This is a genomic window from Plantibacter elymi (nom. nud.) (assembly GCF_900177795.1).
Lineage (GTDB): Bacteria > Actinomycetota > Actinomycetes > Actinomycetales > Microbacteriaceae > Plantibacter > Plantibacter elymi.
Window position 1 is genome coordinate 135306 of the sequence record NZ_FXWJ01000005.1, and the last position, 19012, is coordinate 154317.

Consider the following 19012-nt stretch of genomic DNA (forward strand, 5'->3'; position numbering starts at 1 on the left):
CCCTGAGCCTGTCGAAGGGTCGAAGAACGACGGCCCGGAGCTACGCCCCCTTGACCTGCTCGTACGCCGCGAGCGCAGCCTGCCTCGTCTCGCCGAGGTCGACGATCGGCTCGGGGTAGTCGGGCGTCCCGAACTCGGGCACCCATCGCTTGATGTACGCGTCGTCGGCGTCGAAGCGTTCACGCTGCCGCTCCGGGTTGAAGATCCGGAAGTAGGGCGAGGCGTCGAAGCCGCTGCCGGCCACCCACTGCCAGTTGAACGGATTGGACGCCGGGTCGGCGTCGACGAGCGTGTCCCAGAACCAGTCCTCGCCGAGCTTCCAGTGGATGAGCAGGTTCTTGGTGAGAAACGACGCCGTCACCATCCGGATCCGGTTGTGCATGGTGCCCGTCGCCCACAACTCCCGCATGCCGGCGTCGACGAGCGGGATCCCGGTCTTCCCGGCGGTCCAGGCGTCGAAGGCGTCCTGGTCGACGTCCGGCCAGGGGAACCGGTCGAAGGCCTGACGCCAGTTGCGCGTCGCAAGGTCCGGGAAGGCGAAGAGGCAGTGGTATGCGAACTCGCGCCAGCCGAGCTCCTTGAGGAAGGTCGCGCCGTCGTCGCCGAGGTGCCGCCGGCCGTCGCGGGCGGCGTGCCAGATCTGCGGCGAGCTGATCTCGCCGAAGCGGAGGTGCGGGGAGAGCCCGGAGGTCGACGGCTGGGCCGGGAAGTCGCGGTCCTCCGCGTAGCCCGTGACGCCGTCGTCGAGGAACTCGGCGAGCCGCGCGTCGGCGCCGGCCTCGCCGGGCGTCCACTGCTCGCGGAGTCCGGCCGCCCAGTCCGGCTTCGTCGGGAGCAGGTTCCAGGAGCCGAGCTCGTTGCCCGAGGGCGGTTCGGCCATGGCGGTCAGTGCGGTCGGCGCGGGGAGGGGGTGTCTCGGCGGGTTCGCCGCGTGGCGCTGCAGCGACGCCTTCCAGAACGGGGTGAACACCGAATACGGCTGCCCCTGTCCGGTGACGACCTCCCATGGCTCGGCGAGGAGGTTCGCGGCGAAGCTGCGTGCGTCGAGCCCGGCGTCCTTCAGCTCCGATTTGATCCCGGCGTCGATCTCCCGTTCGGCCGCGCCGTAACGACGGTTCCACAGGACGGCGCCGGCACCGATCGAGTGGGCGAGCTCGGGCACGATGGTCGCCGCGCTTCCGGACCGCAGGAGCAGCGTGCCGCCGAGACCGCGGATGTCGTCGCCGAGCGCCTCGAGGCTGTGGTGCAACCACCAGCGGGACGCGCCGCCGAGCGGCCGCAGCTCTTCGCTGTCGTCGAGGACGAACAGGAAGAGGATCGGTGAACCGAGCTCGACCGCCGCGTGCAGCGCGGGGTTGTCCGCCAGGCGGAGGTCGTCACGGAACCATACGATCGTCGGGGCAGCAGCCATCCAGTCAGCCTACGCGGACGATCCGTTCGGTCCGCAGGGTTGACCGGACCCGCCCGTCCCGGTCATTGAACTCTTCCGGTCACTGGGCCCCTCTTCCGGTCACTGAGCCCCTCTTCCGGTCCCTGAGCCCCTCTTCCGGGCACTGAGCCCCTCTTCCGGTCACTGAGCCCCTCTTCCGGTCCCTGAGCCCCTCTTCCGGTCACTGAGCTTGTCGAAGTGCCCCGGTGTGACGCCGCCCTTCGACAGGCTCAGGGACCGTGGGCGGGTTCTCCCCGTCTGGACGGGTGCCCTCGTGTTCCGCTGTCTTCTTCTCCGGTCACTGAGCTTGTCGAAGTGCCCACGGGGAGGCGCCGCCCTTCGACAGGCTCAGGGACCGTGGGCGGGTTCTCCCGGTCTGGACGGGTGCCCTCGTGGTCCGGTGTTTCCTCTTCCGGTCACTGAGCCCCTCTTCCGGTCACTGAGCTTGTCGAAGTGCCCACGGGGAGGCGCCGCCCTTCGACAGGCTCAGGGACCGTGGGCGGGTTCTCCCGGTCTGGACGGGTGCCCTCGTGTTCCGCTGTCTCCTTCTCCGGTCACTGAGCCCCTCTTCCGGTCACTGAGCTTGTCGAAGTGCCCACGGGGAGGCGCCGCCCTTCGACAGGCTCAGGGACCGTGGGCGGGTTCTCCCGGTCTGGACGGGTGCCCTCGTGGTCCGGTGTTTCCTCTTCCGGTCACTGAGCCCCTCTTCCGGTCACTGAGCTTGTCGAAGTGCCCACGGGGAGGCGCCGCCCTTCGACAGGCTCAGGGACCGTGGATGGGTGCTCGGGGACCGGTGGTCCCTCTTCCCGTGCCCGCTCAGCTCAGCGCGGCCTCGCGGTCGAGCAACGACCGCTTGACGTCGAGTCCCCAGGCGAACCCGCCGAGCGTCCCGTCGGTTCGGAGGACGCGGTGACACGGGACGAACAGGGCGGGGGCGTTCGTCGCGCAGGCGCTCGCCGCAGCGCGGACCGCCGACGGCCGACCGCTCGCCGCGGCGAACTCCGTGTACGTCACCGGGTGTCCGGCAGCGATCGTCCGCAGCACCGTCCAGGCGTGCGTACGGAACGGGCCGCCGAACTGGGCGACGGGTACGAGGTCGATCGCCGCCAGGTCGCCGTCGTAGTACGCGCGGACGGCGTCCATCGCCGCGATCGTCCCCGCCACGGTCTCGCCGGGGCGGTCGGCGGGCCGGATCCGTTCGAGCATGACGCCGATGTCGTCGGACCACCCTGAGGAGAGGACCGCCCCGTCCTCCCGCGCGAGGATCGTGAAGGGGCCGTCCGGGGTGTCGACGGTCTGGCTGGTCGCGGTGAGCTGCGCGCCGGATGCCTGGCCGTCACCGCGGCGGGCGCTCGTGCTGGAGATGATGGTGGTCATGCTGCTGGACCTTTCTCGAGGGCTGAGGGTGCGGCGGTCGGTGCCGGCGTGGAGGCCGCCTTCCACAGGTGGAGGCAGAGGTAGGAGCGCCACGGGGCGAAGGCCTCGGCCTCCGCGGTGAGGGTGCGGGCGTCGGAAGGCAAGCCGAGCCGGCCGGCACCGGTGCGGACGGCGACGTCACCGGGCAGGAAGGCGTCGGGGTTGCCGAGCACCCGCATGCTGACGTAGTCGGCGGTCCAGGGGCCGATCCCCTTCATGGCGAGCAGACGGGCTCGGAGCTCGTCGCGGTCGTCGCCGAAGCCGATCGTGAGTTCACCGGACACGAGTGCCCGCGCGACGCCGAGCAGGCTGTCGATCCGCGCTCGGGGCCCGACGAGTGCGGCCTCCCCGCCGTTCGCGATCTGCGTCGCCGTCGGGAAGAGCCGGTGCAGCCCGTGTCGTTCGGGGACCGTCGTGCTCACCTCGTCCGCGAGACGGCGGAGCTGGGTGCGCGCCGCGGCCACAGTGATCTGCTGGCCGACCATCGCCCGGACCAGCATCTCCTCCGGGTCGACCGCCCCGGGGAGTCGGATGCCGGGGGTGGCCGCGACCGACGCGGCGAGACGCGGGTCGGTCGCGAGGACGGCGTCGGCGGACGTCGGGTCGGCGTCGAGGTCGAAGAGCCGTCGGACCCGCGAGACGAGCACCGGCAGGTCGGCGAGGTCCGTCACCTCGGCGGTGAGCCGGAGGTCGTCACCGACTTGCCGGACCTCGAACCACGCCGTGCCGCCGGGGAGGGCGAGGAGCCGGGCGTAGTGGTCTGGGCCCGCGAGCTCGACCCCGTCCACCGCCCGTGGCGCGAGCCACGCGAAGACGCCCGCTGCGTCGAACGGGCGGCGGAACGGCAGGGACAGGGTGATCGAGCCGGGGGCGTGTTCGCCGACCGTCCGGTGTTTCGCGCGCAGCTCACCGGGGGTGAGCTCGAACACCTCCCGCATCGTGTCGTTGAACTGCCGAATGCTCGAGAACCCGGCGGCGAAGGCGATGTCACCGAAGGGGAGGTCGGTGCCGGTCAGCAGCTGTCGTGCGCCCTGCGCCCGATGCGCCCGGGCGAGGGCGAGCGGACCGGCGCCCAACTCGGCGCTGAGGATCCGTGTCAGATGGCGGCTCGAGTACCCGAGGCGCGAGGCGAGTCCGGGGACGCCCTCGCGTTCGACGACACCGTCGGCGATGAGGCGCATGGTGCGCGCGGCGACGTCGTTGCCGAGGTTCCAGGCCGGGGTTCCGGGGACCGCCTCGGGCAGGCACCGCTTGCAGGCGCGGAAACCGGCCTCGTGCGCTGCCGCGCTCGTCGCGTAGAAGGTGACGTTCTCCGGCTTCGGGGTCCGAGCCGGGCAGGACGGCCGGCAGTAGATCCCCGTGGAGCTCACGGCCGTGATGAACTGCCCGTCGAAGCGCGGGTCGCGGGCTTGGATCGCGCGGTAGCGTTCGGCGAAGTCCATGCTCCGGGTGTCGTCCATGATCCGAGTCTGACATGCGCCACCGGGTCGGACGAGCGGAAATCGGACACGGCAGTGGGGCCGTGCGCGCCGGATCAGTCGGCGCGGGTCACGCTCCGCGGAGCTTGTCGCTGAGCGCCGCGAGGGTCGCCATCTCCTGCGGGCTGAGCGAGGTGGTCACGCGTTCGGCGATCGTCGCGCCGTGGGCGATGGCGACCGCGCGGTAGACCTCGTAGCCCGCGTCGGTCATGCGGACAAGGGTGCCGCGGCCGTCGTCCGGGTCGGGACATTTGCCGACCAGTCCGCGCGCGACGAGCCGATCGACCAGGCGACTGATGCTCGGCTGGGAGAGCAGCACGCTCGAGTTGAGGTCGCGCAGACGGATGCGACGATCGGGCTCCCGCGACATCGTGTGCAGGACGTCGTACTCGTTGAGTGAGATGCCGTGGCTCGGGAAGTCGTGCGAGATGTGGCGCATGACGTCGACCTGCGCGCGGAACAGTGACTCCCACGCGGCGATCGCGAGTCGCCTCTCGTCCATACCCGCTCCCGCTGCCGTCCGACGATCCACCACCTGAATCTATCCTGGACGGCCGTCGAGCGGTGCGTCGAGGTGGGGTGGTTGCGCTCCGTATCGTCTCCGGACATGACGAGAGCCGGTCGCAGAGGCTACGACCGGCTCTCTTTCCCTTGCACCAAGAGTGTCCTGCAATCACATTCCGTCAGCTGCCACAGCAAAACAACTAACGTTCCAAAACCATATAACGGATCGGTAACGAGCGGTAGTTATCAGAACGTTATTTTTGCTGGGAGTTGTCCGAGTGCGCTACCAGAGCGAAGCGCAGCGGCTTCGGGTCGACAGGATCACACTTCCCTACGTGTGTTTGTTATGTTATTCTCTGAAATACCACCCGATCAAACGTTACCGAAACGAGAACCCATGTCCATCCTGCACCGGCCCCGACGCCGGAACGCCGCCGCCTCGGCAGGAGCCGTCGTTGCGCTCGCCGCCCTGCTGACCGGCACGGTCGCTGCACCGGCGGCGGCGACCGACCTCCCGACCGACGAACCGACGGAAACCGCGCCTGTCGATGAGCCCACCGAGAACGGCCAGCTCGACACGGAGGAGCCGTCATCCGATAGCGACTCCGACAAGACGGCGACGCCACCGACGACGCCGCCGACCGAACCCGCCGCCGCTCCCAACGCCGTGGCCCCGAACGCCGACCTCGCACTGCAGATTGCGCTCGCCAGCGTCGCCACCGGCACCGCCCCGTTCGACGCGGACGACGCCCCCGGCCAAGACAGCAGTGCGACGAACGACATTGTCCGCACGCACGACACGGTCACCTACCGCGTCGAGGTCCAACTCGACGGTGCCGCTGCGGGCGACCTCGTGACCGTCAGACAAGCCCTCCCCGACGGCCTGCGTTGGCCGTCCATCGCCGGACTCCCGGCATACTGCGGTGCCGGATCGACCGTCAGCGAGGACCAGCGCGTCCTCGACTGCGTCGTGGCCGGTGTCCTGCCCAACTCGGTCACGTCCTACGACCTCGTGGCGACGGCCGAGAGCATGCCGCACGGCTCGGTCCTCGAAGCCGCGCCAGGCGCGATCCGCGCGAGCGCGTCAGACGCATCCTCCGGCGCCCCCGCCGAGGACTCCGCCGACGTCCCGTCGATCACCGCGAGCAGCGGCCCGCGCGTGAACCTCGGTGTGCGTCCCTCGGTGATCAGCAACACCTCCCAGCAGGGCGGGGTCCCCGGGTTCCTCGTCTACTACGACGCCTATCTCGACCTCGCCGGATACAACGCCGCGGGCGGCCTCGGCGCGCGCGGACAGTCGAACGTCGTCGACGACGTCACCTTCGTCATCGACCTCGACGACGTGAGCCCGAACTCCCGGCTCTCCGACAACACGGCCTGCTCCGCCGGTGCCCGGGAAGTTCGGATCTTCCCGAAGGCCGGCGGTGGCGGCGACGACGCCGTCACGGACTCGGGTACCTGGTCGTGCCGTGTGGATCCGAACGATCCGCGTCGCATCACCATGACCGTCTCCGGCGCCGACCTCAGCGCGGACCACATCCCGACGAAGACCGCCAACGGCGGGTCCATCCCGCTCCGCGGCTACCTCGCGCTCGGCAAGTTCGGCATCTTCACCCCGCGCGACGACGTGCCCGCGGATGGTTCCATCACGACGCGGATCGCACTCCGCGACCTCATCGCCACCGGGACCGACGCCGCTGGGGGTCTCATCTCCAACGTGCAGGAACCGCTCGACGACAACTCGGCGACCGCATCCCTCATCCGTCGTCCGGACGGGAACCACGGCACGCGCTACGTGGATGAGAGGACGACCTCCCTGGTCCCGGTCCCCGGTCAGTTCCTCCCCGGCACGGGCGACGGCGTCGTGGTCCCCGGCCAGCAATACCGCGCGCTGACGATGTTCGACAACCGCGGTGGAACCGAGTTCACCGGCCAGGTGTTCTGTCAGGTCTTCGACACGAAGACGCAGCATGCGGCCGTCGGTCTCGACGGTGTGCCCGCCCGCTCGCACGGTACGACGGACATCGTCATCGAATACGGCACCCGACCGACCGTGGACGCGAGCGCCGACGACGCCACCCGATGGGGTCAGATGACCGACACGACCTGCGCCGACGGCGACGACACCTGGACGACCGATCCCTCGACGATCGCCGTCGAGGACATCACGAAGATCCGCTACCGGAGCGCGAACGGCGTCATCGCCATCGGCGCGACGGTGATGGCCTCCGTGACCCTCGCCATGAACGACGGCGTGCCGGCTGGCACGATCCTCGCCGAGACCTACTCGCTGTACAGCCCGGAGCAGTACCCGGACGACCGTGAGACCAGCAAATGGTATGCGAAGGACGGCTGGTACCACGGCAAGTACGACCCTGCAAACGCGACGAACGCGGACTACTCCCGCGGCGACCGTCTGACCGCCGCCAACGCGGTCATCGCCATCGGCAAGCGGGCGATCGAGCCGTCCGTTGACCCTGGTTCCCCCGCCCAACTCCTCGCAGGTGACCGGGTGCGCTTCGAGGTGACGCCGCAGATCACGAGCGTGCCCGGACAGGGCGACGCCGCACGCGACGTCGTCGTGGTCGACCGACTGCCCGCCGGACTCGTCTACGACCCGACCGAGGTGTCGCATGTGCCCGACTCGGTCGAGGTCGCTGAGGACGGCACCACCTTGCTCACCTGGAGACTCGGGCAGATCGAGCGCGGCGCTGAGCCCGTCATCCGCTACTGGGCGACCTCCGACGCGACGGTCGTCGGCGACCTGGTCAACCAGGTGGTCGTCGCTAGCCCCGACGACCCGGGTTCACTCGACGAGGTCCCAGCGGACGCCACGACGCAGGACGCGCACTACGGACGCCAGACGGTGTCGTTGCGCGCCCCCGGAGGCCTCCGTATCCAGAAGAGCGTCGAACAGCGCGTCATCGAGTCCGGCGACCGGATCGACTACCGCCTCGCCTACGCCAACATGAACGCCACCGTTGCTCAGGAGGACGTCGCCCTGGTGGACGTGCTCCCGTTCGTCGGCGACAGCCGTGGGTCGACCGCGGCGGGCGTGCTGGCCGACGAGATCGAGGCCGCCGACGGGGACCGAGTGCTCTACACCTCCGCCGACCCGGCCGCGGTGCAGGCGGCGTCCTCCATCGACGGCGCCGACACCTCTCGGGAGCTTCCGGGCGGCTTCGAGTGGTGCACCGCCGACGACTTCGGTGCAGATGCCTGCCCCGATTCGCTCGCCGACGTCACGGCCTTCCGCGTGGAGGTCGCCGAACTCGACGCCCTCGAGCGTCATGAGATCGCTGTCGAGCTCACGACCGATGGGACGGTCTCCGGCGCTGAGTACCGGAACGACGCGACGGTGCGTTCCGCCTCGCAGATGCTCGGAGCGCGCTCTCCGCTCGTGGTGACGACCGTCGTCTCCTCGTCCATCGGCGAGCGCCTCTGGTGGGACCGTGACGGCGACGGACTCGACGACGACGGCACCGACGGACAGCCCGGCGACGGCGTGGCCGGCGTGCCACTCCTGCTGACCGGCGTCGACAAGCATGGTGTCGAGGTCTCCGAGGAGACCGAGACGGACGCCGACGGCCGGTACCGCTTCAGTGGCCTCGTGTCGGGTGCCTACACGATCAGCGTCGACCTGCCCGAAGGTGCGGAGATCACCGGCTTCCGGGTCGGCGATGACGGCCTCGTGAACTCGGCTCTCGACCCGGAGTCGTCCACCATGGACGACATCATCGTGGTCGACCCGACGCCGACCGGCGCGGACGCGGTCGACCTCACCTGGAACGGCGGCATCGTCGAAGCCGAACTGCCGGTCGCTCCACCGGTGACCGATCCCGAGGAACCGACGCCGACGCCGTCCGAGGCGCCGCAGGCGACCCCGGAACGTCCGTCCGGAACGCAGGGTCCGCTGGCCACGACCGGCGTGCTCTGGCTCGACCAGGCGATGATCGCCGCGATGCTCCTGCTCGTGATCGGCGGGGCGGCACTCCTCGTCGTGCGTGCGCGTCGCGCCCGCAGTGACGCCGAGGAGTCGAGCGGCTGAGTCGAGGGGCCGCATCAGATCGAGCGCGCACGATCCCGGATCGGGACCGTGCGCGCTCGTGTCAGTCCTGGGAGCCGCTCGGGACGACGTCGATCACGCGGACGGTGATGGACGGCGCGCCCTCGCCGGCGGACGAGGGGAGCTGCTCCACGATGGCGCGGTGGACCGCCTGCGCGACGGCAGGGGATGCCGCCTCCGCTGCCACGGAGATGTTGGTGTGGACGGTCAGGACGCCTCGGACGCGCTTGACGCTCACCCGTGCCTGCTGTTCGGGCGAGCCGAGCAGTGCACCGACGCCCTCCTTCGCGGCCCGGAGCAGCGTGGGTTCGACGGCGGTCAACCCGTCGACGCCCGGTATCGACAGGATCACGTCGTCGAGCGAGCTCGCGAGCGCTCCGAGGTCGTCGTCCGTCTCCGTCAGGTCATGCATCGTCCCCCACCTCTCCGATCTCGTCGGCCTCGAAGTGCAGGTCGTCGACGACGATGTCGAGTCCTTCCACGACGAGGTCCGTGTGCTGCTGGAGGCTTGCGGCGACCTCCTCGCGGAACAACGAGACCGTCTCGGCGACCGACTTGCCCCAACCGATGCTCACGGTGACGTGGAGCATGATCGGTTCGCCGACCACGGTGACGTCGCCCTCGAGCACGCAGCGACCCACGAGCACGCCGGGGGTGCGGTCGCCGGCACCGCGGACCAGCCCGCGGACCGTGCCCTCGGTGATGACGAGCGCCGCATCGTCGTCGGAGGCGGCGAACGGGATGTCGCGTCCGGCCTTCGCCTCACGGCCGATGTTCTCCATGATCCCGCGGATCCAGTCCTGGTCCAGTGCGGTGACCGCCGCCTCGTCCGCCTCCAGTAATGGCGTGGCGAGCGAGCGGACCCGTCGCAGTGACCGGAGGATCCGCTGGCATTCGGGCGAGTCGTCGATCGACGGGTCGGCCGGCAGCATGTCGCGTTCGAGGTAGTCCGTGAGGGCGTCGATGCCGTGCGCGCAACCGCTCGGTTCGCCCGGTCCGGAGCCCGGAATCTCGGTGTTCATCGCCACCCCTCCATGTCCTTGACCAGTGTCGCCCGAGCCCGTGCGAGACTCCCGCGGACGCTGGCGACGCTCTGCCCCAGCTGTTCGGCGATCTCCTCGTACGAGTATCCGCCGATCTCGCGGAGCACCCACGCCTGGTGCTGTCCGTGCGGCAGTCTGTCGAGTGCTGCTGACAGTGCTCCCAGCTGCGACGACGCTTCGGCCCTCCGCTCGGGTCCGTCACGTTCGGGAGCCTCCACCATGACGTCGTCCGTGGATTCGGTGTCCTTGCGCTGTCGCATGAGGTCGATCGCCCGGCGGCTGACGATCCGCATCAGCCAGCTCTTCACCATCGCGCCGTCCTCGAGCGTGTCGATCCGCTTCCAAGCCGAGATCAGCGCCTCCTGGACGACGTCGTCGCCGTCCGCCGAGGAGCGCGTGAGTCGCACGGCATAGGCCTTCATCATCCGGCCGTAGCGCGTGATGAGCACCTGGAACGCGCGGGTGTCACCGTCGACGCACCGTTCGACGAGGGTCCGGTCGGTCGCCTGCTCGAGGAGGCCACCCGACGTGCGCACTGGATCGACACCCACCGCCTGCCACCTCTCTGTGCCGGCCGAGACAACTTCCGGCGGTTTCGTCACACCCGACCGTGACATCTGCGAGCCGGGCTCCGTCTCACTACTGTAGGCACAGAGCGGCGATCCATGTGAACGCCCCCAGCATCACGATCGCAGCATCACGATCGCATCACCACCGAGGAGACCGCACGATGAAGACCCCCAAACTCCGGTTGCCCGGGTTCTCCTCCACCCCGGAGGAGCGCGAGGCCAGGCGCGCCAAGCACCAGGAGGCCAAGCAGGAACGCGCGGCGAAGGCCGCAGCCTCCTCACCGCCGTCGGCCGCCGTGGTCGCGGCCCTCCAGCCCTCGGCTCCGAGTGTGCGCATCAACGCGTTCCGCATCGGCCTCGTCGGCGGTATCGGCGTGCTCGTCGCGCTCGTGATCGGGAGCATCGTGTCGCAGCTCAGCACCACGCTGATCTACGTCGGCGTCGCGCTGTTCATCGCGCTCGGCCTGGACCCGCTCGTGTCGTGGCTCGAGCAGAAGCTGCCGCGCGGCCTCGCCATCGCCGTCGTGTTCCTCGCTGTGATCGGCGCGTTCGTCGGGATCATCTTCGCCATCGTGCCGCTGCTCGTGACCCAGATCTCGAACTTCGTGAGCGACTATCCGCGGATCTCGCAGCAGTTCCTGAACAGCGACTTCGTCGCGTGGGTGCAGAACACGATCGGGAACACCCTCGACATCGACTCGGCGCTCAACGACGCGTTCTCCTTCCTGAAGGACCCCAACAACCTGCTCAACATCGGTGGCGGCATCGTCGCGGTCGGTGCGGGCGTCGCCTCGGGTATCACCGGCTCGATCATCGTCCTCATCCTGACCCTGTACTTCCTCGCGTCGCTGCGCTCGATGAAGGCCGTCACGTACCGCTTCCTCCCCGCCTACCGCCGCGAGGGCTTCGCGCAGGTGCTCGAGGAGATCACGCAGGCCGTCGGGCGCTACGTCGTCGGACAGGTCGGGCTCGCGCTCGTCAACGGTGTGTTGAGCTTCATCTTCCTCAGCATCATCGGAGCGCCCTTCCCGCCGCTGCTCGCCCTACTGGCCTTCATCGGCTCGATGATCCCGCTCGTCGGAACGCTGAGCGCCTCGATCGTGAACAGCGCGCTCTGCCTCTTCGTCTCGCCGGTCACAGCACTCATCGCGATCATCTACTACCTGATCTACATGCAGATCGAGGCGTACGTCCTGAGCCCGCGCATCATGAACAAGGCGGTCGCCGTCCCCGGCGCCCTCGTCGTCATCGCGGCCTTCGGTGGCGGTGCCCTCGGCGGCATCCTCGGCGCCCTCGTCGCGATCCCGGTCGCCGCGTCGATCATCATCATCGTGCAGAAGGTCGTCTTCCCGAGCCAGGACTCCAAGGTGGTACCGGAGAACAAACTCGGTGACGCCGAGACGGCGGCCGTCGGCACGAGTGCGGCGGCGAAGTGATGGCGGCCACGTCGTTCCCGGTCCTGGCGGCCGGTGCCCTCCTGCTGTCGGGTACGGCAGGCGTCGTCGCGCAGTCGGCTCGGACGGCCGTCGACCTGGACATCCCCACGATCAGCGTCACGCCGTACCAGGCGATCGGCATCCCGATCGCCCTCGTCGGCGCCTTCTTCCTGGCGGTGGGGACCCAGCTCCAGTCCCGGGGCGTCGGGAAGGTCGAGGCGGCATCGTCGGCGTTCGGGCTGAAGCAGCTCCCGCAGCTGCTCGGTCGCCCGTCCTGGCTCATCGGCACGCTGCTGCTCGGCCTGGCCATCGTCTTCCAGCTCGTCGCGCTGGCCTTCGCTCCGCTCATCGTCGTGCAGCCGCTCGGGGCGATCGCCCTCGTGATCACGGCGTTGTTGAACGCCAGGGTCACCCGGGTCAAGATCACCAAGGAGCAGACCCGCGCGATGGTGCTCTGCGTCGCCGGTATCGGCCTCTTCGTGATCGTCGCAGCACTCTACGCGGTCGAGGAGCCGATCCGTCAGCCGCAGCTCATCATCATCCTCATCATGCTGACCGTGGTGACCCTCGCCCTCGCGGGCGCCTATGCCCTGTGGCGCCGGAAGCTGCACACGGTGTTCTACGTCGTCGCGGCAGGCGTCCTGTACGGCTTCGTCGTGACCCTCGCGAAGGTCGTCATCAACCGGGTCATCACCCAGAACTTCGAGGGCCTCACCGTCGTCGGCATCATCGCGCTGCTCGTCGCAGCCGGAGTGGGCGGGTTCTTCGTCCAGAAGGCCCACCAGAGCGGACAGCCGGACCTGGTGGTCGCAGGCCTCACGGTCGTCGACCCACTCGTCGCCGTCGGCATCGGCATCGTCGTGCTCGGCGAGGCGGCCAGCGCTCCCTGGTTCGCGCTCGTGCTCTTCGTCGTCGCCGGTGCGATCGCCGTCTTCGGCGTGTGGAAGCTCGCGATGCGCCCGGTCCCGGCACCGGGCGAGAAGCCGAAGAAGCCCCGCGTCATCTGACGCTGGACGTCCGACGGGCCCGGCGAGTGGAACACCCACTCACCGGGCCCGTCAGTGTTCTCCTCCCAGTGACAGAGTGTCTATTGACATTGAACGTCAATCTTCGGACTATATATGTATGAAACTGACGGCCGAACAAGCCGCCCGCGAGCTCGGCATCAGTGCGCGGCAGGTCCGCCGAGCCGCTGCCAGCGGGCGCATTGAGGCCGCACGTCACGGCTCTGCTCATGCGGTCTCCGCGAAGCACGTTCGTATGGCCGCGAGGACGTCCCACCATGGTCGTGACTGGTCCGACACGACCTGCTCCGCGGCATTGGATCTCCTGTCGAGTCGAATGACGTCGGAGGTCGAGGGGTCCACGCGAAGTCGGCTGAAGGGTCGGATCCGGCAGATGGAGGCCGGTGCATTGGCTGGCCAGATCCTCCGCGGACGGGCTGAGCTTCGGAGGGCGACGAGTGACGACATCAAGCGGCAGTTCACGCCCAGGCTCGTCCTCGAGCTTGGATTGTCCTTCTCCGGAGGGACGGGTGTCCTCGTCGCTGAGAACATCGGCGTAGCGGCGCGGAGCGCTCGACTGGGAAGGGACGACGAGGGCGACATCGTCGCCATCGAGGGGATCGCGCGACACCGTGAGGTCCTGGAAGCGCTTGCGCTCATCGCCTACGGGGATACGCGTGAGAGCGAAGCGGCGTCACGATGGATCCACGCCAAACAGGTGTCGGTGTGACCCGCCCGCTGATCACGATCGCCGGCCGGATGGGTTCCTGGGAGGAGCCGCCGTGGCCGGTGGCATGCGACTTGGCACGCGCTCTCCCCGCCGGTTCATGGACGCTGATCGGTGGCCTGATGGTGAAGCTTCACGCGGAGCTCGCCTCCTTGCCTCCTTCTCGATCGACGGTGGACGTTGACTCCGCGTTGCACCTCGAAACGAATCGGGTCACGTTCGGTCAGGTCGCTGGAACGTTAGAGGGCTCCGGCTACGTGCTTGACCCGACGACGCGTTTCGCCTACCGGTTCACGAGGGGCTCGGACCGTGTCGATGTGATGTGCGCCGACCGCTTCGCGATCTGGCGGAGCCCCAAGTTCAACGGTCGTCCGCTCTTCGGCGTTCCTGGAGGTACACGGGCATTGCAGCAGACGATGGACGTCGACTTGGAGACATCGACGGGGTCTGTTCGAATCAGCCTTCCATCGCTCCGTGGCGCATTGGTCTTGAAGGGTGCGGCGTTCCTCGAGGATTCTCGCGAACGAGATCGCCACGCGGAGGACGGCGTCATGCTGCTGGCGTGTCTGTCTGATGTGACGGAGGTGTTGGTGGGGCTCAGTCAGCGAAGTCGTCGCAGAATCCGTGCACTTCTCAACGCTCTCGACGGCCGCGAGAGCCCTTGGGTCGCGCACGATCCGGTCGTCCAATCGCTCGCGCGTGAGTCTTGGGAAGACCTCGCTTCGAAGCTCGGGCTCCCCGCGCACTGATCGAGCACTCGACCAGTGCGGCCTAGAACAGGTCGGGCGACGGGGTGCTGGCGTAGCGGATGGAAACGTCCGCGTGGCGGTCGAAGCGGTAGCCGACGCCGCGCACGGTGCGGACGATGTCCTCGTAGCGGCCGAGCTTGGCGCGGAGGCGACGCACGTGGACGTCGATGGTCCGCTCGTTCGGGACCTCTTCGTCGTCGCCGGCGCGCCACAGCGAGGAGATGAGCTCGGCGCGCTCGATCGTGCGCCCTTCGCGGAGGACGAGGTACTGGAGGAGCTCGAACTCCTTGTACGTGAGCGGCGCAGCTTCGTTGTCGAGGACGAGGCGCTTCCGGGAGATGTCGACCACGACACCGGCGTGGGCGCGGTCCTGCTCCTCCTCGTCGACCTCGTCGCGGTGGGCCGCGAGAGCCGAGGGGTCCTGCAGGGCGAGCCGGACGACGTCGAGGTCGCGTCCGCCGGCACCGCGAGGGGCGAGGGCGACGGCCGCGTGCGTCTCGGCTTCCGGAGCGAACTGGGCCGTCAGGGCCTTGATGGCCTCGACGATCTCACCGAGGCTCGTGCCGGCGGCGGCCGCCTTCGCCTCGTCGAGGCCGACGTAGAGGACGAAGCCTCGGGCTTCGGGACCGGCCGGAACGGCGCGGACGTGCGGGGTCGCGGCCCGTGGTGCGTCCTCGACGGCGGTGAGCTGGCGGGTGGGGCGGGTGGTCTGAACGGCTGCAAGAGACATGAGTGCGAAGTCCTCGGGAGTGATGATGCTACGACGGATCGTGCGCGGTGCGCTCGGGGTGATCCCGCCTGCCGGTGGGCAGTTGCGGTCCCGCGATCCGGGAAGTGGCGCGTCGGCCGGGTACGGACGGGGTACGTCCGGGAGTCGGCTCACCTGGTGGGGGAGCGGCGGACTCGGAGGTGCTGGGAGCAGTGGAGCGGATCCGTGTGGATCGCTACCGGTGCTGGAGGAGTCGGATCAGCGACACATTCGACAGCACATGACAGCGCGGCCGGGCATCATCATGCCGGCGTTCCCAGGGGCCTCGAAGGAGGTCGGGGTGGGCGCGTTGGTCGTCATAGTCCGCAATACAACAGGAATCCCCCGGATCCTGTCAAGTGCGAGTGGAAGATGACGTTGTGTTACTCGGGGATTGCCAGCTGGCGGCACAACTGAAATGAGGCGGATCGTCGTCCATCGCGGGGATGGACGACGATCCGCCTCATGTCGGCGGGAGCAGGGGTCAGACGACGCCGTAGAGGCGGTCGCCGGCGTCGCCGAGCCCGGGGACGATGTACCCGTTCTCGTCGAGCTTCTCGTCGAGGGCGCCCAGGACGATGGTGACGTCCTTGCCGACCGTCTCGGCCTCGAGGCGCTCGAGGCCTTCGGGGGCAGCGAGCAGGCAGATGGCGGTGACGTGCATCGCGCCGCGCTGGAAGAGGAAGTCGATGGCCGCCGCGAGCGAGCCACCGGTCGCGAGCATCGGGTCGAGCACGAAGCACTGGCGGTCGGACAGGTCGTCGGGGAGGCGCTCCGCGTACGTGGTGGGTTCGAGGGTCTCCTCGTTGCGCACCATGCCGAGGAAGCCGACCTCGGCGGTGGGGAGCAGCTTCACCATGCCCTCGAGCATGCCGAGGCCGGCCCGCAGGATCGGGACCACGAGCGGACGCGGCTCGCTGATCTTGACGCCGACCGTCTCGGTGACGGGCGTCTGGATCGTGATCTCCTCGACCGTGACGCCGCGCGTCGCCTCGTAGGCGAGCAGCGTGACGAGCTCCTCGGTGAGGGCACGGAACACCGGTGACGGTGTCGTCTTGTCGCGGAGCACCGTGAGCTTGTGGGTGATGAGGGGGTGGTCGGCTACGTGCACTCGCATACGATCAATCTAGTCGCTCGCGCGGCGACCAGGATTTCGGGGAGATGACGGATGCACGCACCGGCCGAGTTCGCCGCGTGGATGGACCTCGCCATCGCCGAGGCCGAGGCGGCCCTGGCCAGCGACGACGTCCCGGTGGGTGCGGTGCTCGTCGCCCCGGACGGCACGGTCGTCTCCGTCGGGCGCAACGAACGCGAGCTGCACACCGATCCGACCGCCCACGCCGAGGTGGTCGCCATCCGCGCCGCCGCGGCCGCGCTGGCCGACTGGCACCTCACGGAGCTGACGCTCGTCGTCACGCTCGAACCCTGCGTCATGTGCGCCGGCGCGATCCTCGCCGCCCGGATCCCGCGGGTCGTCTTCGGGGCCTGGGACGAGAAGGCCGGCGCGGTCGGTTCCGTCTACGACGTCCTGCGCGACCGGCGCCTGCAGCACCGTGTCGAGGTCTACGCGGGGGTCGAGGCCGAGCGCTGCTCGGCGCTCCTCACCGACTTCTTCCGGGGTGCGGGCGGCGTCGGAGCCCCCTGAGGGCGTACACGGCCCGGAGATCCCAGCACCTCGCCAGGCTCGGTGACCGGATGCGGCTGCTCCCAGCACTTCCGGAGCCCGTTGTCGGCGGGTGATGGCAGGATCGCAGGATGCAACCCGGCGTGATCCTCGACATCATCCTCGTCGTCGTCCTGATCGGCTTCCTGATCCGCGGGTGGCGTGCGGGGCTCCTCGGGAGCCTCGGCGGGCTCGTCGGGCTGGCGGCCGGTGGGGTCGGCGCCTTCTTCGCGATCCCGCTCGTCGCCTCGTGGGTGCCGGACGCGGCGTGGCGTGGCTGGGCGGCGGTCGCGGCGGCGGTGGTCGTCCTCGCCGTCGGGTACACGATCGGTGCGTTCATCGGTGGGGCCATCGGCTCCGTCGTCCGCAAGACCCCCCTGCGCGGTCTGGAACGCCTGCTCGGTGCCGCCCTCAACCTCGTCGTCACCGCGCTCGTCCTCGTGACCGCGGCCCTCGGTGTCGGATCCCTCGGTATCCCGCTGCTCGCCCAGGCGGTCGGGTCGTCCGCGGTGATCGGCACGATCGACCGCGTCACGCCCGTGCAGGTGAAGAGCACGCTCGCGCAGCTCCGCTCCACGGTGGTCGACGGTGGGGCCCAACGCGTCATCGAGGCCTTCGGTGGAACCGCGGACGTGCCCGCCGCCCCGCAGCTCGACACCTCGACGCCGGCGCTGCAGACGGCCTCCGCGTCCGTAGTCCGCATCAGCGGCACCGCCGAGTCCTGCTCGCGGAGCCTCACCGGAAGCGGCTTCGTCTTCGCCGACGACCTGGTCATGACGAACGCGCACGTCCTCGCCGGCGTGACGAACCCGGTCGTCGAGGTCCCGGGGGCCATGCCCAGGGAAGGACGAATCGTCTACTTCGATCCGGTCGACGACCTCGCCGTCATCCGCGTCGACGACCTCGGCGCCCGATCGCTGCCGCTCGCACCGAATCCGGCGCCCGGTTCGAACGCCGTCGTCGCCGGGTATCCGTTCGGTGGCCCGTACACGGCCGGTGGCGCGCAGGTCATCGTGGTGGGGCCGAGCCTCGTCGCCGACATCAGCGGGAACAACCCGACGAGCCGTCAGGTCGTGACGCTGTCCGGGACGGTGCAGCCGGGCAACTCCGGTGGCCCGCTCCTCACCGAGTCCGGTGAGGTTGCGGGCGTGATCTTCGCCCGCGACGCGAACTCCGCTCCGGTCGGGTACGCGCTCGCGATGGACGAGGTCCTGCCGGTCGTCGCGCTCGCCGGGTCACTGCAGTCCGCGGTCCCGTCGGGCGCCTGCCTCGCAGACTGACGCGGCCGGGCACGTGCCGCCGAGCATGCAGGTGCCTAGACTCGCAGGGTGAGTGAAACGATCAGCCTGCCCAGCATCGCCATCCTCGGAGCCGGTTCGATGGGAGGGGCCGTCCTGCGCGGTCTCGTCCAGCCGGGTGTCGAGGTCGACGGTGGCATCACGGTGACGAACCGGACGATCGCCAAAGCGGAGGCGCTGGCCGAGCTGCGCGGCGTCACCTCGATCGCCCTCGAGCAGGACGCAGACGGCAACCGTCGGGCGGCAGCCGCGGCGAAGATCGTCCTGATCGGCGTGAAGCCCTACCTGGTCGCCGACCTCCTCGCCGAGATCGCCGACACGTTGCAGCCGGGCACGATCGTCGTGAGCCTCGCGGCCGGTATCCGCGGTGCTGCGTTCGAGGCCGCCCTGCCGGAGTCGGTCTCCGTGTTGCGTTCCATGCCGAACACCCCGTCCTATGTGGGGCTCGGCGTCACCGGGCTCGCGCCGGGTACTCGGTCGAGCGAGGATGACCTCGCCGTCGTCACCGCGCTCTTCGAGACCGTCGGCCAGGTGGTCGTCATCCCCGAATCGAAGATCGACGCCCTCAGTGCCATCTCCGGCTCCGGTCCCGCGTACGTCTACTACCTCATCGAGGAACTGACCCGTACGGCGATCGGCCTCGGGTTCACCCCCGAGCAGGCGTCCGTGATGGTCGACGGAACCTTCCGCGGCGCGACGGAACTCCTCGCGACGACGGGGGAGAGCGCCGAGCAGCTGCGGATCAACGTCACGAGCCCCAAGGGGACGACGGAACGGGCGCTCGCCGTGCTCGCCGAGGCCGGCTTCAGCGAGACGTTCGACCGTGCTGCGGCAGCCGCCATCGCACGCGCCGAGGAGCTGTCGGCGTCCTGACCCGACGGC

The 19012-nt window shown here is 69.4% G+C and carries 17 protein-coding genes; 8 read left to right on the forward strand and 9 right to left on the reverse strand.

Annotation, left to right across the window (positions count from 1 at the left end; genetic code table 11):
* Window positions 1-40: 40 nt before the first annotated feature.
* From CCK91_RS15860 to CCK91_RS15875, 4 genes are all read right to left on the reverse strand, one after another.
* Window positions 41-1411, reverse strand: a complete 1371-nt coding sequence (locus CCK91_RS15860) for a cryptochrome/photolyase family protein (protein ID WP_086474846.1) — start codon at window positions 1409-1411, stop codon at window positions 41-43.
* A gap of 834 nt (window positions 1412-2245) precedes the next feature.
* A complete protein-coding gene (locus tag CCK91_RS15865; protein ID WP_086474847.1) occupies window positions 2246-2806 on the reverse strand; it encodes a methylated-DNA--[protein]-cysteine S-methyltransferase in 561 nt (186 codons plus the stop codon).
* Window positions 2803-4305 carry a DNA-3-methyladenine glycosylase 2 gene (locus CCK91_RS15870; RefSeq protein WP_242664577.1) on the reverse strand — a complete coding sequence of 501 codons (1503 nt, stop codon included), beginning with the start codon at window positions 4303-4305 and terminating at the stop codon, window positions 2803-2805. The genes CCK91_RS15865 and CCK91_RS15870 overlap by 4 nt, the downstream gene beginning before the upstream one ends.
* A gap of 88 nt (window positions 4306-4393) precedes the next feature.
* A complete protein-coding gene (locus tag CCK91_RS15875) occupies window positions 4394-4825 on the reverse strand; it encodes a MarR family winged helix-turn-helix transcriptional regulator (protein ID WP_064294625.1) in 432 nt (143 codons plus the stop codon).
* A 399-nt stretch (window positions 4826-5224) separates the two neighbouring features.
* On the opposite strand from CCK91_RS15875, the gene CCK91_RS15880 reads away from it, so the two are divergent.
* Window positions 5225-8875, forward strand: coding sequence for an SdrD B-like domain-containing protein (locus CCK91_RS15880; protein ID WP_086474849.1), 3651 nt, complete (start codon window positions 5225-5227; stop codon window positions 8873-8875).
* Window positions 8876-8936: 61 nt separating this feature from the next.
* On the opposite strand, the gene CCK91_RS15885 is transcribed toward CCK91_RS15880, so the two are convergent.
* From CCK91_RS15885 to CCK91_RS15895, 3 genes are read right to left on the reverse strand one after another with little or no spacing between them, the layout of a single operon-like run.
* On the reverse strand, window positions 8937-9305 hold the full coding sequence (locus CCK91_RS15885) for a hypothetical protein (RefSeq protein WP_086474850.1): 369 nt from the start codon (window positions 9303-9305) through the stop codon (window positions 8937-8939).
* The gene (locus CCK91_RS15890) at window positions 9298-9915 is read right to left on the reverse strand and encodes an Asp23/Gls24 family envelope stress response protein (RefSeq protein ID WP_133060020.1); all 618 of its coding nucleotides are present in this window, start codon (window positions 9913-9915) and stop codon (window positions 9298-9300) included. The genes CCK91_RS15885 and CCK91_RS15890 overlap by 8 nt, the downstream gene beginning before the upstream one ends.
* Window positions 9912-10487, reverse strand: a complete 576-nt coding sequence (locus CCK91_RS15895; protein ID WP_242664578.1) for an RNA polymerase sigma factor — start codon at window positions 10485-10487, stop codon at window positions 9912-9914. Before CCK91_RS15895 ends, CCK91_RS15890 begins: the two co-directional genes overlap by 4 nt.
* A 179-nt stretch (window positions 10488-10666) precedes the next feature.
* Here CCK91_RS15895 and CCK91_RS15900 point away from each other — a divergent pair, with 179 nt between their 5' ends.
* The 4 genes from CCK91_RS15900 to CCK91_RS15915 all read left to right on the forward strand — a co-directional run bounded on the left by CCK91_RS15900 (window position 10667) and on the right by CCK91_RS15915 (window position 14421).
* Window positions 10667-11941: an AI-2E family transporter gene (locus tag CCK91_RS15900; RefSeq protein ID WP_086474853.1), complete on the forward strand. Its 1275-nt coding sequence runs from the start codon at window positions 10667-10669 to the stop codon at window positions 11939-11941.
* Complete coding sequence (locus CCK91_RS15905; RefSeq protein WP_086474854.1) at window positions 11941-12948, forward strand: DMT family transporter; 1008 nt, start codon at window positions 11941-11943, stop codon at window positions 12946-12948. Before CCK91_RS15900 ends, CCK91_RS15905 begins: the two co-directional genes overlap by 1 nt.
* A 406-nt stretch (window positions 12949-13354) precedes the next feature.
* Window positions 13355-13675 (forward strand): hypothetical protein, encoded by a 321-nt coding sequence (locus CCK91_RS15910; protein ID WP_133060021.1) that lies wholly within the window; start codon window positions 13355-13357, stop codon window positions 13673-13675.
* A complete protein-coding gene (locus CCK91_RS15915) occupies window positions 13672-14421 on the forward strand; it encodes a hypothetical protein (protein WP_086474856.1) in 750 nt (249 codons plus the stop codon). The genes CCK91_RS15910 and CCK91_RS15915 overlap by 4 nt, the downstream gene beginning before the upstream one ends.
* Window positions 14422-14443: 22 nt before the next feature.
* Here the strand turns inward: CCK91_RS15915 and CCK91_RS15920 are convergent, their stop codons facing one another.
* Window positions 14444-15151: a winged helix-turn-helix domain-containing protein gene (locus CCK91_RS15920; RefSeq protein WP_079706629.1), complete on the reverse strand. Its 708-nt coding sequence runs from the start codon at window positions 15149-15151 to the stop codon at window positions 14444-14446.
* Between the two features lie 502 nt (window positions 15152-15653).
* On the reverse strand, window positions 15654-16286 hold the full coding sequence (gene upp, locus CCK91_RS15925; RefSeq protein ID WP_086474857.1) for a uracil phosphoribosyltransferase: 633 nt from the start codon (window positions 16284-16286) through the stop codon (window positions 15654-15656).
* Between the two features lie 51 nt (window positions 16287-16337).
* Between upp and tadA the strand changes: the two genes are divergently transcribed.
* The 3 genes from tadA to proC all read left to right on the forward strand — a co-directional run bounded on the left by tadA (window position 16338) and on the right by proC (window position 19003).
* On the forward strand, window positions 16338-16814 hold the full coding sequence (tadA, locus tag CCK91_RS15930; protein WP_229940004.1) for a tRNA adenosine(34) deaminase TadA: 477 nt from the start codon (window positions 16338-16340) through the stop codon (window positions 16812-16814).
* Window positions 16815-16924: 110 nt separating this feature from the next.
* Window positions 16925-18112, forward strand: a complete 1188-nt coding sequence (locus tag CCK91_RS15935; RefSeq protein WP_085513994.1) for a MarP family serine protease — start codon at window positions 16925-16927, stop codon at window positions 18110-18112.
* Window positions 18113-18160: 48 nt separating this feature from the next.
* Window positions 18161-19003, forward strand: a complete 843-nt coding sequence (gene proC / locus CCK91_RS15940) for a pyrroline-5-carboxylate reductase (protein WP_086474858.1) — start codon at window positions 18161-18163, stop codon at window positions 19001-19003.
* Window positions 19004-19012 lie beyond the last annotated feature (9 nt).

Bases quoted from the DNA above. Each gene is read 5' to 3' on its own strand.
- CCK91_RS15875 (WP_064294625.1), bottom strand. From the start codon at position 4,825: ATGGACGAGAGGCGACTCGCGATCGCCGCGTGGGAGTCACTGTTCCGC.
- CCK91_RS15890 (WP_133060020.1), bottom strand. From the start codon at position 9,915: ATGAACACCGAGATTCCGGGCTCCGGACCGGGCGAACCGAGCGGTTGC.
- CCK91_RS15905 (WP_086474854.1), top strand. From the start codon at position 11,941: ATGGCGGCCACGTCGTTCCCGGTCCTGGCGGCCGGTGCCCTCCTGCTG.
- CCK91_RS15920 (WP_079706629.1), bottom strand. From the start codon at position 15,151: ATGTCTCTTGCAGCCGTTCAGACCACCCGCCCCACCCGCCAGCTCACC.
- CCK91_RS15865 (WP_086474847.1), bottom strand. From the start codon at position 2,806: ATGACCACCATCATCTCCAGCACGAGCGCCCGCCGCGGTGACGGCCAG.
- tadA (WP_229940004.1), top strand. From the start codon at position 16,338: ATGCACGCACCGGCCGAGTTCGCCGCGTGGATGGACCTCGCCATCGCC.
- CCK91_RS15885 (WP_086474850.1), bottom strand. From the start codon at position 9,305: ATGCATGACCTGACGGAGACGGACGACGACCTCGGAGCGCTCGCGAGC.
- CCK91_RS15880 (WP_086474849.1), top strand. From the start codon at position 5,225: ATGTCCATCCTGCACCGGCCCCGACGCCGGAACGCCGCCGCCTCGGCA.
- CCK91_RS15870 (WP_242664577.1), bottom strand. From the start codon at position 4,305: ATGGACGACACCCGGAGCATGGACTTCGCCGAACGCTACCGCGCGATC.
- CCK91_RS15900 (WP_086474853.1), top strand. From the start codon at position 10,667: ATGAAGACCCCCAAACTCCGGTTGCCCGGGTTCTCCTCCACCCCGGAG.
- upp (WP_086474857.1), bottom strand. From the start codon at position 16,286: ATGCGAGTGCACGTAGCCGACCACCCCCTCATCACCCACAAGCTCACG.
- CCK91_RS15935 (WP_085513994.1), top strand. From the start codon at position 16,925: ATGCAACCCGGCGTGATCCTCGACATCATCCTCGTCGTCGTCCTGATC.
- CCK91_RS15860 (WP_086474846.1), bottom strand. From the start codon at position 1,411: ATGGCTGCTGCCCCGACGATCGTATGGTTCCGTGACGACCTCCGCCTG.